13 protein-coding genes are annotated in these 13401 nt (G+C 70.9%); 1 reads left to right on the top strand and 12 read right to left on the bottom strand.

Annotation, left to right across the window (positions count from 1 at the left end):
• Positions 1-28 precede the first annotated feature (28 nt).
• The 5 genes from ACIGXO_RS31145 to ACIGXO_RS31165 all read right to left on the bottom strand — a co-directional run bounded on the left by ACIGXO_RS31145 (position 29) and on the right by ACIGXO_RS31165 (position 3920).
• On the bottom strand, positions 29-484 hold the full coding sequence (locus ACIGXO_RS31145) for a VOC family protein (protein ID WP_399793533.1): 456 nt from the start codon (positions 482-484) through the stop codon (positions 29-31).
• On the bottom strand, positions 481-1122 hold the full coding sequence (locus ACIGXO_RS31150; RefSeq protein WP_399793535.1) for a helix-turn-helix domain-containing protein: 642 nt from the start codon (positions 1120-1122) through the stop codon (positions 481-483). The genes ACIGXO_RS31145 and ACIGXO_RS31150 overlap by 4 nt, the downstream gene beginning before the upstream one ends.
• 77 nt (positions 1123-1199) lie before the next feature.
• The gene (locus ACIGXO_RS31155; protein WP_399793538.1) at positions 1200-1934 is read right to left on the bottom strand and encodes a nitroreductase family protein; all 735 of its coding nucleotides are present in this window, start codon (positions 1932-1934) and stop codon (positions 1200-1202) included.
• Positions 1931-3463 (bottom strand): purine-cytosine permease family protein, encoded by a 1533-nt coding sequence (locus ACIGXO_RS31160; RefSeq protein WP_399793540.1) that lies wholly within the window; start codon positions 3461-3463, stop codon positions 1931-1933. The genes ACIGXO_RS31155 and ACIGXO_RS31160 overlap by 4 nt, the downstream gene beginning before the upstream one ends.
• A gap of 55 nt (positions 3464-3518) precedes the next feature.
• Entirely contained in the window at positions 3519-3920 is a 402-nt protein-coding gene (locus tag ACIGXO_RS31165; protein WP_399793542.1) for a tautomerase family protein, read from the bottom strand.
• Between the two features lie 83 nt (positions 3921-4003).
• On the opposite strand from ACIGXO_RS31165, the gene ACIGXO_RS31170 reads away from it, so the two are divergent.
• Positions 4004-4801: a thymidylate synthase gene (locus tag ACIGXO_RS31170; RefSeq protein ID WP_399793545.1), complete on the top strand. Its 798-nt coding sequence runs from the start codon at positions 4004-4006 to the stop codon at positions 4799-4801.
• 55 nt (positions 4802-4856) lie between these two features.
• On the opposite strand, the gene ACIGXO_RS31175 is transcribed toward ACIGXO_RS31170, so the two are convergent.
• From ACIGXO_RS31175 to ACIGXO_RS31205, 7 genes are all read right to left on the bottom strand, one after another.
• Complete coding sequence (locus tag ACIGXO_RS31175; RefSeq protein WP_399793547.1) at positions 4857-5579, bottom strand: dienelactone hydrolase family protein; 723 nt, start codon at positions 5577-5579, stop codon at positions 4857-4859.
• Positions 5580-5674: 95 nt separating this feature from the next.
• On the bottom strand, positions 5675-7597 hold the full coding sequence (locus ACIGXO_RS31180) for a DUF2264 domain-containing protein (protein ID WP_399793549.1): 1923 nt from the start codon (positions 7595-7597) through the stop codon (positions 5675-5677).
• A complete protein-coding gene (locus ACIGXO_RS31185; protein ID WP_399793551.1) occupies positions 7594-8613 on the bottom strand; it encodes a hydroxyacid dehydrogenase in 1020 nt (339 codons plus the stop codon). The genes ACIGXO_RS31180 and ACIGXO_RS31185 overlap by 4 nt, the downstream gene beginning before the upstream one ends.
• 75 nt (positions 8614-8688) lie before the next feature.
• Positions 8689-9549: a carbohydrate ABC transporter permease gene (locus tag ACIGXO_RS31190; RefSeq protein ID WP_399793553.1), complete on the bottom strand. Its 861-nt coding sequence runs from the start codon at positions 9547-9549 to the stop codon at positions 8689-8691.
• Positions 9546-10529 carry a carbohydrate ABC transporter permease gene (locus tag ACIGXO_RS31195; protein WP_399793555.1) on the bottom strand — a complete coding sequence of 328 codons (984 nt, stop codon included), beginning with the start codon at positions 10527-10529 and terminating at the stop codon, positions 9546-9548. Before ACIGXO_RS31195 ends, ACIGXO_RS31190 begins: the two co-directional genes overlap by 4 nt.
• 61 nt (positions 10530-10590) lie before the next feature.
• On the bottom strand, positions 10591-11961 hold the full coding sequence (locus ACIGXO_RS31200; RefSeq protein ID WP_399793558.1) for an extracellular solute-binding protein: 1371 nt from the start codon (positions 11959-11961) through the stop codon (positions 10591-10593).
• A 130-nt stretch (positions 11962-12091) separates the two neighbouring features.
• The gene (locus ACIGXO_RS31205; protein WP_399793560.1) at positions 12092-13303 is read right to left on the bottom strand and encodes a substrate-binding domain-containing protein; all 1212 of its coding nucleotides are present in this window, start codon (positions 13301-13303) and stop codon (positions 12092-12094) included.
• Between the last annotated feature and the right edge of the window lie 98 nt (positions 13304-13401).

Raw genomic sequence — 13401 nt, forward strand, 5'->3', positions numbered from 1 at the left:
GCCGACCGGTGAGGTCACCGGGCCGTTCTCAGCTTCCGGACGTCTCGTCGATGGCGGGCATGGGCTTCCCGCCCGGATGCCAGCCATTGAGGAAGCCGGCCTGCCTGCCGACGTCAACGAGTTCGATCCGGGCGCCGATGCTGTCCATCTGGTGATAGGCGAACGGTCGGCCATAGGGACAGCCGGAGAAGTCCACGGGCATGCCCTCTTCTTCCAGACGCCGGGAACCGTGCCGCACGTCGCTGGTCCAGAAGCCGATGTGATCGAACCTGGCTCCCTCGGATGCGTCCCAGGGGCTGTCCGGCGGCCCTTCGATGAGCTCGATGAAGGGCGGCCCGCCTGCGGTGAAGACGATGCGGTAGTCCCACTCACCGAGCCGGTCGGACAGAGGATCACTCCACTTGACCCCGGCCGCACGCTGAAAATCCTGCATCGCCTGCTCGATGTCCGGGACCACGAAGCACACATGGTAGAAGGCAGTCATTCACTCATGATCGAGCACGTCACCCCAGAGACCCAAAGGTTTAAAAGACTTGGTGTGCCGAGTAGTTCGGAGTGTGGTCGGGTCACAATGGACCTATATCGCCGCCGCGTTCCCGGCCGGCGTCGGCCGCGCGCTCTGGGCGGCCTGCCCGGGCTGCGTCGGCGGCGCGGCCTGAAGGCCAGGTGGGGTTCGTAACCGCGGGCGGCCAGCAGCTCCATGGCCTCTTCGAGGCCGCCGCAGGGCGCCGCCGAGCCGCGCAGGGCCTCGCCCCGGCGGCGCGCGGCCGCGCAGAGCCCGGCGTCCAGCCCGGGCTGCTCGGCGGCCTCGGCGAGCAGTTCGGCGGCGGTGCGGTAGCCGCGCGGCGGCAGCGACACCGACCGCTCGGCCCGCGCCCGCGTGTACACCTTGGCGGGCCGGCCGGCGCCCGGCCCCGAGCGGCCCGTCAGACGGCGGCTGCCGCTCTCCAGCAGCCCGGCCTCGGCCAGCTTGTCCAGATGATGCGCGGCGAGCGTGCGCGCCACACCGGCCGCCTCGGCGGCCTCGTTGCGCCCGACCTCACGGCCCTGCCCCGCCACGTACTCGTACAGGCGGCGCCGCACCGGGTCCTGCAACACTGCCATCGCGTCGATGTCCTCCACCTGGCCAGTCTAGGAACAACACAGGTGAGAGGCAGAAAGACGGGACCCGGGCGGGACTGGTGCGCCTTCAGGAACGGTCACCAGGCGTTGCGGTGGATGACCTCGGAGACGGGGCGGCGCCGTACCGGGCCGAAGGTGCCGACGGGCCACCCCACCGGAATCGCGGCGAAGGTGCGCATGTCGTCCGGGATGCCCAGCGTCTGCTTCCACTCCGCCTCCAGCATCAGGTGCCAGATGGTGATGTTGGCGGCCAGGCCGAGCCCGCGCGCGGCGAGCAGCAGGTTCTGTACGCCCGGATAGACGCACGAGCCTTCCGCGAGAGCGGTGAAGCGCGGCTGGATCCGCGCCAGTTCCTGCACCGCGTCCGCGCCCAGCGCCTGCGCGGAAGCCCGCAGCCCCGCCTCGTCCGGCTGCTGCTCGGGCATCCGGTAACAGGGGATCATCAGGGCGGGAGTCTCCGCGAAGTGGTCGCGCTGGTACTCGATGGCCGCGACCATGCGGCCGTACGCGGCCTCGTCCATCCCCTCGGGCGCGTGCTTCCCCGTGGTGGCCAGATAGGCGTCCACGCACCGCTGCCACAGCGGCGCCAGCCGCGCCATGACGTCGGGGTCGGTGACGAGGACGTACTCGTACCGCTGCATGTTGCCGCCGCTGGGGCCCCAGACGGCGGCCTGTATGAGCCGTTCCAACAGCTCGTCCGGTACGGGATCGGGCTTCAGGCGGCGCATGGCCCGCATGGTCGACATGGTGTCGAAGAGCGGGGGATGGGCGTCTCCGGCGGACGGTGTCGCGGTGGTAGAGGTGGTGATCATGACCGCAGAGTGTAGGTCGCATCGTGTGCTGCGTCGCCGGTGATCGGTGGTACCTCGGCCGCCGAAGCGCGGACGAACCGGGGCCCGTCCGGCCCGTACACCGCACGCGGTTCGGGGAAGGCGGCGAGCAGGAGGAGATAGCTCACCGCGGCCAGTACGAGGCCGACGGGCAGCGAGATGTCGGCACCGCCCGCGAGGCCGCCGAGCGGGCCGACGAACTGGCCGGGCAGGTTGGTGAAAAGCAGCCCCACGGCGGCGGAGAGCAGCCAGGCGGCCATGGCGCGCCAGTTCCAGCCGTGCGTGAACCAGTAACGGCCGCCCCGCTGACGGCGGTTGAAGACCTGAATGGCATCGGCGTCGTACCAGCCGCGACGGGTCACATAACCGAGGATCATCACGACCATCCAGGGTGCGGTGCAGGTGATGATCAGCGTCGCGAACGTGGAGATGGACTGGGTCAGATTCAGCGCGAAGCGGCCGGCGAAGATGAACGCGATCGACAGCACCCCGATGAACAGCGTGGCCTGCACCCGGCTGAAGCGCGGGAAGACGCTGGAGAAGTCCAGCCCCGTCCCGTACAGCGCCGTCGTGCCGGTCGACAGCCCGCCGATCAGGGCGATCAGGCAGAGCGGCAGGAAGTACCAGCCGGGCGAGACGGCGAGGAGACCGCCGACGTAGTTGGGTGCCGCCGGGTCGACGTACCGTGCGGCCTTCTCCGCGATGACCGACGCGGTGGCCAGGCCGAAGACGAACGGCAGCAGCGTGGCCAGCTGGGCGAGGAACGCGGCGCCCATCACCCGGCGGCGCGGGGTCCCGGCGGGGATGTAGCGGGACCAGTCGCCGAGGAACGCACCGAAGGAGACCGGGTTGGACAGCACGATCAGCGCGGCACCGACGAACGAGGGCCAGAACAACGGGTCACCGGTCGAGGCGAAGGAGCCCGCGTAACCGGGGTCGAAGTCACCGGCGAACGCGAACGCACCGAGGACGAACATCGCCGAAGCCGCCACCACCGCCACCTTGTTGACCAGCAGCATGAAGCGGAAGCCGTAGAGGCAGACGATGAGCACGAGGCCACCGAAGAGCGCGTACGCGAGGCCGTACGCCGGCCCCGACTCGGGGACCCCGGCGAGCCGGTGCGCGCCGCCGACGAGCGCGTCGCCCGACGACCACACCGAAATCGAGAAGAACGCGACGGCGGTGAGAAGCGAGAGAAAGGACCCGACGATCCGCCCGTGCACCCCCAGGTGCGCGGACGAGGACACGGCGTTGTTCGTGCCGTTGACCGGCCCGAACAGCGCCATGGGAGCGAGCAGCAGCGCCCCGGCGACCAGCCCGAGCACGGTCGCCGCGAGCCCCTGCAGAAAGGACAGCCCGAAGAGTACGGGAAAGGCCCCGAGCACACAGGTCGCGAAGGTATTGGCACCGCAGAACGCCAGCCGGAAGAGATCCAGCGGACGCGCGTCCCGGTCCTCATCCGGTATGCGTTCGACGCCGTAGGTCTCGATTTCAGTAATCGCCGTAGTCACGTGCCGCTCCACTCCCTGTCACTGCCACTGTCACTGCCACTGCCCGGGGACGGCCTCACAGTGTGTCAGCGGCCCCTGGCGCGTACTGCGCCACCCCGTGCCCGAAGGACCAGTCGACCGACTCGTTCTCGGTCAAGGTGATGAAGACGTTCCGCGGCTCGGTCCCCGCGTAGGCGTGGGCGAGTTCGGCGATCCGCCGGTACAGCGCCCGCTTCTGCTCCGGGGCGCGCCCGGAACGCATCGTGATCGCGACGTACACGATCCCGTCGTCGCGCCGGATGCCGAGGTAACCGCCGTAGCGCAGTGTGCTGTTGACGCCGTCATGACCGGTCAGGACCTGGAACAGGTCGTCGGGCGGGAAGCCGATGGTCTCGACCAGCGCGTCGTGCACGGCGCGGCCGAGCGCGTCGAGCCGCTCGCTGTCGGTCCCCAACGCGTCGATGCGTACGAATGGCATGTGAAGCTCCCCTGTCCGATGGAGCGTACATACTAGTAGTTACAGTTACGCGTGAGGCAACCTCGCCCGTAGACTCGACGACTGTGGCGGATACCCAGTACGAAGACCTGTTGCGGCTGGTGCTCGGCTCCGGGGCGGCGAAGGCCGACCGGACGGGCACCGGCACCCGAAGTGTCTTCGGGCACCAGCTGCGGTATGACCTCGCGCAGGGGTTTCCGCTGGTCACCACCAAAAAGGTGCATCTGAAGTCCATCGTGTACGAGCTGCTGTGGTTCCTGCGCGGCGACTCGAACGTCGGCTGGCTGCGGGAGCACGGTGTCACCATCTGGGACGAGTGGGCCGACGCGAACGGCGACCTCGGCCCGGTCTACGGCGTGCAGTGGCGCTCCTGGCCCACCCCGGACGGCCGGCACATCGACCAGCTCAGCGAGGTCCTCGACACCCTGCGCCGCGACCCGGACTCCCGCCGCATGATCGTCTCCGCCTGGAACGTCGGCGAGCTGGACAAGATGGCGCTCGCGCCCTGCCACGCCTTCTTCCAGTTCTACGTCGCCGACGGCAGGCTCTCCTGCCAGCTGTACCAACGCAGCGCGGACCTGTTCCTCGGCGTCCCGTTCAACATCGCCAGTTATGCCCTGCTCACGCACATGGTGGCGCAGCAGGCCGGCCTCGAGCCGGGCGACTTCATCTGGACCGGCGGCGACTGTCACATCTACGACAATCACGTCGAGCAGGTCACCGAACAGCTCTCCCGTACCCCGTTCGAGTTTCCCTCGCTGCGCCTGCGCCGGGCCGACTCGCTTTTCGACTACGCCTACGGTGACGTGGAGGTGCTGGACTACCAGCACCATCCGGCCATCAAGGCCCCGGTCGCGGTGTGACCGTCGGCCAGTGTTCCGGGGTCAGTGCACCGGATCGCACAGACCACCGATCTGATCACTCTGTTACGGGCAGGCATTCGGCGAGCAGATCGACGATGTCGCGCCAGGCCCGCTGTGCGTGTCGTGGGTGGTAGCCGACGCCCGGGGGTGTGGGGTGGTCGACCGGTGGGTGGTGGAAGGCGTGCAGGGCCCCGCCGTAGACCACGCACCGCCAGTCGACACCCGCGTCCTGCATCTCGGCGGTGAACGCGTCCCGTTGCGCGGGCGGCATGATCGGGTCTTCCGATCCGACCCCGGCCCACACGGGGCAGCGAATGCGTGCCGCCTCGCCCGGTCGGCCCGTGGTCAGTGCGTTGACCGTACCGATCGCGCGCAAGTCGACGCCGTCACGCCCGAGTTCCAGCGCAATCGCGCCGCCGGTGCCGTAGCCGATGGCGGCGATCCGGTCGCGGTCGGTCCGCGGTTCGGCGCGCAGCACCTCCAGTGCCGCGTGGCCGATCCCGCGCATCCGGTCGGGGTCTGCGAGCAGCGGCATGCAACGGGCCAGCATGTCCTCGGGGTCGTCCAAGTAGCGCCCGCCGTGGAGGTCAAAGGCCAGCGCCACGTATCCCAGCTCAGCCAGGGCACCGGCGCGGCGGCGCTCGACGTCGCTGAGCCCCATCCCCTCGGGCCCGATCAGGACTGCGGGCCGGTGGTCGTCACCGGCGGGGAGCGCGAGGTGCCCGATCATCGTGAGGGCATCGGCCGGGTATTCGACCGTACGTGTGGTGATGGTCATGAGGCTGGACGGTAGTGACCGTCCAGCCAGGCCGGGCCGGTGTTCACCGTCGGCAGAAGGGGGTCCGTCGCGGCTGCACGAGAATGCACGGCCACTCACCCGTGTTCCACAGTCGTTGTCGTTGTGAAAGTGATCCGGGTGACCGAGTCGTCGGTGGTCCAGCGGATGCGGACCTCCTCGGTGTTCGCCGAGAGCACGGTGGCGACATCGGTCAGGGGCGTCGCCTCCGCCGTGGCGGTGAGGGAGGCGAGGGCCGCCACGAGCACCGTTGCGTCGGCGTCCTCGACGGGGGCGGTGCTGAGGCGGGGGAGTACCGCCCAGGGGGTGAAGGCCGTGCCCTGCGGGGCGCGTACCTCGTCGTGCTCCGTCCAGCCGTGCAGGCCGTGGAGCTGGGAGTGCGGGGCCCCGTCCGGGGGCGTCGCCCAGCCCGTCAGGTGTATGCGGGCGCCGTGCGGGACGCCCACGACCTGATGCACTCTCAGTTCGTACCGGCCGCGGGCCACCGTCACGCTCCGCACCTCCAGGCCCGGCACCATCGGCGGGCCCGCGGTGAACACCGGGCGGTGCCAGGAGGCCGCCCAGGCCACGTCGTTGTCGCCGCCGGCGCCCAGGGGGTGGATACGGCAGCGTACCGAGGAGCGGCCGGCGAGCTCGATCGCGAGATGGTTGTCGGGGGCGTTGGCGGAGGAGGTCGGACCCGTGCCCGTCGAATAGGCGAAGCGGCCGTAGAGCACGTCGTGCGCGGCGGCGTTGTCGCCCTCGTGCGGGCGGACGTGGTCGCTGCCGTGGTTGTGCAGCCGGGCGAGGCCGTCGGCCGCGGTGGTCTGGACGAGCAGGCCGGGCGCGGGGAGCGCCAGCACCCGGTCGGCGGCCTCGACGGGGGCCGCCTCCTCGGTGGCCGTCCACAGCGGATCGTCGACGGGGGCGAGGAGCGCGACGAACGCCTTGGAGGCCCAGTACGGGGAGCCGGGCCCGGAGTACGTCTGGCAGGTGGGCTCGTGCGGTCCGTGCCAGCCCAGGCTGAGCAGTCCGTCGGCGGCGCCCACCCCGCCGCGGGTGACGAAGTAGCGCAGGGCGCCGCTGAGCAGCCGCCGGGAGACGCCCGGCGCGAGGGGAGTGCGGCCGGTGAGCGCACCGAGTCCCACTGCCGCCGACGCGGCGAAACGGTAGGTCAGCGAGCGGCCGAAGTGGAGCGGAGCGCCGTCGCCGCCGAAGAAGAGTGCGTAGCTCTCCAAGTGCTCGCTCAGCCGGGGCCCGTACAGGTCCAGCAGACCCTTGTCGCCCGCCAGGTGGGCATGGAGTACCGGGTAGAGGTGCAGGGCCCAGCCGTTGTAGTGGTCAAAGGCGCGGCCGTCGCCGTCCGCGTACCAGCCGTCGCCGCGGTACCACGTCTCCAGCAGCCGCAGTCCGCGGTCGATGGCCCGGCGGGTCTCCGCGTCGCCGCGGCCGACCGACTCCAGGAAGCCGGCGACGGTGACGGCGAAGAGGTACCAGTTGTTGGGTGCGGGGGTGTGCCGCAGTGCGCCGCGCAGCCACTCCTCGGTGCGGTCCTGTACGCCGGTGTCGAGGCGGTCCCACAGCCACGGGCGGGTCAGCCGCAGGCCGAGCGCGACCGAGGCGGACTCCACCATCGGCTGGCCCTGGATGTGGTGGTCGAGGATCAGCGGCCAGGACTCGGTGTCCGCGCGGCCCGGCGTGCGGGTGCCGGCGGCGAGCCCGTCGGCGTACCGGGGCAGGAAGCCGTGCGGGTCGGCACCGCCCGCGCCCGCGACGCGGAACGCCGCGGCGAGGAACGTGCGCGCGTACCCCTCCAGGCCGTCGGAGCGCACGCCGGACCGGGAGGGCCGCCCGGGGAGGTCCAGCAGCGCCCCGCCGGGCGTGGCCCAGCGCAGGGCGGCGCGTACCAGCCCGTCGGCGGCGGCCTCCCAGTGCGCACGGGTGTAGCCGGTGTGCGGGCTCAACACACGGTCGTCCGACGGGAGTTGAAGGGCCAGCTGAGAGTCGGTCAGCTCGGTCATGCCAGGAATGCCAGCCTTTCGCGGTGTACGGGATGGGCGAAGCCGTCGCCGGCGGCCCACCGGGCCACCTCACTCACCGTCAGATCGGCGAGCCGGCGCCATTCGTTGCCCTGGGAGCCCGCCAGATGCGGGGTCAGCAGGGCGTTGTCGCAGTCCCACAGCGGGTGGTCGGGGGGCAGCAGCTCGGGTTCGGTGACGTCCAGGACGGCGTGGATGCGGCCCGAGGTCACCGCGTCGGTGAGCGCGTCCTGGTCCACGACGGCACCGCGGGAGGTGTTGAGCAGGGTGGCGCCGGGGCGCAGCCGGCCGATCAGCTCGCGGCTGACCAGCCCGCGGGTGGCGGGCAGCAGCGGCGTGTGCACGCTGACCACATCGCTCGCGGCGAACAACTGCTCAAGACCGACGCCCGTCACCCCCAGCGCCGCGGCCTCCGCCTCGGACACGTACGGGTCGTAGAGCAGGACCTGGAGGTCGTACGGGCGCAGCAGCTCGATCACCCGGCGCCCGATCAGCGAGGCCGAGCAAATGCCCACGGTATTCCGGTAGTTGCCCACCGAGCGGTCGGTGCGCAGCCAGGCGTCGCGGCTGCGGGTGGCGCGGTAGTCGCGGGCGCGCTCCAGGACGCGTTTGTTCGCCAGCAGGATCATCGCGACGGTGTACTCGGCCACCGGCAGTGCGTTGGCCGCGGCCGCCGAGGAGACCTCGATGCCGCGGTCCCAGCAGGCATCGGTGAGGTGGTGGCGGACGCTGCCCGCGGAGTGCGCGATGGCGCGCAGACGGGGCGCCGCCGCCAGGACCGCGGCGTCGACGGGCGGGCAGCCCCAGCCGGTGACCAGCACCTCCGTCTCCGCGAGGACCGCGCGGGCCCGGTCGGTGGTCAGGTCGTCAAGTACGGGGGGTGGTGCCAGGTCGCACAGGGCGGCGAGGGCGGCCGTCTCGTCCGGGCCGAAGACGGCCGCGGCGGCGTCCTGGCTCATGGCGAGCGCGGCGCGCGGCCGGTGTCGCGCCTCGGTCATGGAACTCCTTCGACTTGTCGTACGCGTGTCACTTCTCGTACGAGTGGTTACTTCCCCGCTGCGCTGTACGAGTGGCTACTTCACCGCCCCCGCCGTCAGCCCCGAGCGCCAGAAGCGCTGCAGCAGCATGAAGGCGAGGATGAGGGGCAGCACCGCGAGCAGCGAGCCCATGACGACGACGGGGTAGTACTCGGGCGAGACGGTCGCCGAGCTGTTCCACGTGTACAGCCCCAGGCTCACGGGGTACAGCTCCTGGTCGGACAGCATCACCATCGGCAGGAAGAAGTTGTTCCAGATCGCGGTGAGCTGGAAGAGGAAGACGGTCACCAGCCCCGGCCCGAGCATCCGCAACGCGACCCGGAAGTACGTGGCCAGTTCGCCCGCGCCGTCGATGCGGGCCGCCTCCAGCACCTCGTCGGGTACATAACCCTGGCTGAAGATCCGGCCGAGGTAGACGCCGAAGGGGTTGAAGAGGACGGGCAGGAAGACCGCCCAGAAGGTGTTGACCAGCCCGACCCCGGACGCCATCAGGTACAGGGGCAGCGCGAGCACCGTCTGCGGCACCATCACCGCGGCCAGCACCACGCCGAAGAGCTTCTCCTTGTGCCGGAAGGCGTACTTGTCGAAGGCGTAACCGCAGGCGACGCTGATGAGCGCGCCGAGCGCCGCGCCCACCACCGCGTACAGCAGGCTGTTGCCGTACCACCGGCCGAACAGCCCGCCGTCCATCGAGAACAGCTCGCCCAGATTGGCGAAGAAGGAGAAGTCGCCGAGCGACAGCAGATCGCTGCTGAAGAGCGCGTCGCGGTTCTTGGTGGCGGCCAGCACCAGCCACAGGACGGGCAGCAGGGTGTACAGCACGCACACGCCGACGACGGCGTTGACGGCGGTCCGGCCGAGCAGCCGGGGGCGCAGGGCCGTGGAGGTGGTACTCATCGGGCGGCCTCCGTTTTCTCGTCGGACCGGTTCGTCCAGCGGGTCACGCCGTAGGACAGGGCGATGGTGAAGAGGAGCAGGATCACCGAGGCGGCCGCCGCCAGGCTGTAGTTGTTGCGGTTGAAGGCGGCGTCGTAGATGTACATGCTCGGGGTGAAGCGCGAGTTGATCATCGGGGTCTGCTGGCCGAGCAGCATCGGCTCCGTGAACAGCTGCAGACCCCAGATCAGTGTGAACATCGCGACCATCACTACCGAGGAACGCACCAGCGGCGTCTTGACCTGCAACGCGGTGCGCACCGGCCCCGCGCCGTCGACCACCGAGGCTTCGATCACCTCGCGCGGGACGGCCTGCAGCGCGGCGTAGAAGATGATGGTGTTGTAGCCGAGGTTGCTCCACACCGCGATGTTCACGATCGAGGGCAGGACCGTGTGGACGCCCAGGAAGTCGACGGTGATGTCCGCCTGGCCCAGCAGCTCGATCACGGGGCTGATGCCGGGCGTGTAGAGGTACAGCCAGATGATCGCGGCGATGATGCCGGGCACGGCGTGCGGCAGGAACAGCGCCAGCTGCGCCCAGGCCCGCAGCCGCACCACGCCCGAGTCCAGCAGCAGGGCGAGCGCCAGGGCGCACACCACCATCAGCGGGATGTAGACCAGGCAGTACGCGGCGACCGTGCCGAGGCCGCCGAGGAAGGTCGGGTCGGTGAGGACCGCCGCGTAACTGCGCAGTCCGACGAAGACGGTCCGCTCCGGGCCGAACCCGAGTCCCGGCTGGTCGGCGCCGAAGAAGCTCAGCCACACGGCGGTACCGACGGGGATGAGGAAGACCGTCACGAGCAGGACGAAGAACGGCGTCATCAGCACGCCGCACGCGCCGAGCCGGCGCCTGCGGGCCCCGTGCCGCTGCGCGGCGGACGAGCGGGGAGCGGTCCGGGTCGGGAGCGCGACGGTGTCCGTGCCGGTTGTGGTCGTGGTCATGGTGTCACCTGCCTCTCTGAATGACTCTCCGATACCTCTCGGACACGACTCTGACGGTCACTCAGCTGCTGCGTTCGGTGGTGGACAGGCCGAGGGCCTTCAGGTCGGGCAGGGTGCCGCGCTGCGCCTCGCGTACGGCGTCGATGATCGTGCCCTGGCCGCCGGCGGCACGGGCGAACCCGTCCTGCATGACTTTCTGCGTCGCCGTCATCCGCGGCCCCCACGTCCACCGGTCGTCTATGAGCTCGGCCTGCTCGCGGAAGAGCGCGTAGATGTCCTGGCCCGAGTAGTAGCGGCGGTCGAATGCCTTGCGGCCCACCTCGATGAGGCCGGGCGCGGCGGGGAACTGGCTGCTGGTACCGCTGGCCAGCCGGGCGCGCAGCGCGTCGGGATGGCTGACCTGCCAGCTGATGAACTCCATCGCGGCTTCGGGGTGGCGGCAGTCCTTGGTGACGGCGAACGTGGACCCGCCGTGGGTGGCGCTCACCGGCCGCCGGGTGTCCCACTGGGGGAGCGGTGCGACCGCCCACTTGCCCGCCTGCCCAGGATGGGCGTTCATCTGCGCGCCCGCGTCCCAGGCGCCGTGCAGCCGGCTGAGGATCGTGCCCTGCCCGATCGCGGCGGGGAAGCGATTGCCGTCGGTGGCGAACCTGGCGACCAGGTCCTGGTCCGCCAGCCGCTGCCAGTAGCGTGCCACCCGCCGGGTCGGCGCGTCGGCCATCGAGACGTTCCAGGCGCCCTTGGAGGTGTCGAACCAGCGGGCGCCCGCCTGCCAGGAGAACGCGGCGAACTGCGTCATGCCGTCGGTGGGGAACAGCGACAGATGGCGGTCCGGTGCGCGCTTCCGCACCACCAGCGCGGCCTCCTCGAACTCGTCCCAGGTGGCCGGGACGTCGATGCCGTACTCCCGGAAGAGGTCCTTGCGGTAATGCAGCACCATCGGCTCGATGTCCAGCGGGACGCTGAAGACCCGGCGGTCGAAGGTGGTCAGTTCGAGGGCCTGCGGCAGCAGCCTGCCGCGCAGGCCGTCGTCGACGAGATCGGTGATGTCGCGGGCGACGCCGTCGATGGCGAAGCCGGGGACCTGGGGGTACTCGATGGTGGCGACGTCCGGCGCGTTGCCGGCGCGGGCGGCGTTGCTCAGCTTGGCGTAGCCGCCCAGCGCGCCGGACGGCACCTGCTGGAAGTCCACCTGGATGTGGTCGTGCGTGCGGTTGAACTCCGTCACCACCTCCTGGCTGCCGCGCAGGGCGGACCAGAAGGTGATGCGGGTGGTGCCCTTGCCGATGTTCTTGCCGGTGTTCTTACCGGTGTTCGTACCGGTGGTGCGCGGCTGTCTGCCGCCGCTGCTGCCGGTGCAGGCGCTCACACCGGGCAGGGACAGGGCGGCGAGCGCAGCGAGCACGGAGCGACGACTGTGTCGACCGGGCATGCAAGCCTCCCGCGGCTCGTTCGGGACACGGGAATAGTGATCGGTCCCACATAACCCGGTCAATAGACCGATCAGAAGAAAATGAAACGATCAAACGCTCACGAGGTGCGGGCGGGACGGCCCCTGACGGTCACTCACCAGCGCGGCTCTCCGGCCCGCTCTCCGGCCCGTTCACCGGTCCGGTCGAACCGCGGACCTGCAGATCCGGCAGCAGCTCGATACGCCGTACGGGTGCGGCGCGCTCCCCGGCGGGCCGCCGCAGCCGGTGCAGCAGCAGCTCGGCCGCCGCCCGTCCCACCTCCGTCTTGGGCGGCGCCACCGCGGTCAGCGGAGTGCTGCCCAGCGCCGCGACGACATCGTCGTACGCCACCACGGAGAAGTCCTCCGGCACCCGTATCCCGGCCTCCTGGAACCGCTGGACCAGCATCAACGCGTCCACGTCACCGTGCAGCACGGCGGCGGTGGCACCTCGGGAGCGGATGAGGTCCAGGACGTCGGGCTTCGGCTCCTCCGCGGACTCCGACGCGGACTCCGAGGCGGACGGCGAGGCGGACTCCGCTCGGGACCGTTCCGCGGGCTCCGGCACGGCCGTCGGCGAACTCAGCGTCACGGCCCAGTCCTCGACCTCCGGCCGCTCCGCCGCGATCGCGGCGAACGCCGCGCGTACCGCCCGCGCCGTGGGGCTGTCGTCCCGGGCGCCCAGGACGATCCGCCGGTGCCCCAGCGAGATCAGGTGCTCGACGGCCAGATGGACGCCGTACCAGTGGTCGGAACAGACCGAGTCGAGCGCGTGCAGCGCGCTGCCGGGCCGCGGGCGGCGCTCCATCAGTACGGTCGGTACGCCGAGCGAGGCGAGCCAGCCGTAGTCCGCCTCCTCGGCGCCCAGCCCGCGCCAGCGCGGCGCGATCAGCAGGCCCTGCACGCCGCTCGCCAACGCCTGCTCCACCATGGGGCGTTCGCCACCGGACACGGCGGGCGCGATGTGCAGCGCGATCCGCATCCCGGCCTCCTCCAGCACCGTACGCGCGCCGTGCAGGGTCTCGAAGAGGTACGAGTGCCGCTCGGGCACCACCAGCCCTATCGGGGCGCCGTCCTCGCCCGGCCGCGCACCCGGCGCTCCGGCCGCGGCCCCCGCCGCCCCCGCCTCTTCGACCGGCACGATCGAACGCACCACTCCGTGCCCGCGCCGCAGCTGCCCCGCGCGGGCCAGCTCCTCGACGTCCCGGCGCACGGTGACCACCGAAACCTCCAGCTCGGAGGCGAGATCGCCGACGCGGACCGCACCGCGCGACCGCACCACACCCAAGATCCGCTGCCGCCTGCGATCGACCGGTTCCCGCATGTCGCTGAGCCCCCCTGTGTGCGTTTGAGCGTTCGCGGCGCAGCATAACGATCAGCCCGCCCCCGCACGAGACCCCATCGGCGTCGCCATGCTCCCCC

It is taken from the genome of Streptomyces sp. NPDC053542, assembly GCF_044544685.1.
Classification (GTDB): Bacteria; Actinomycetota; Actinomycetes; order Streptomycetales; family Streptomycetaceae; genus Streptomyces.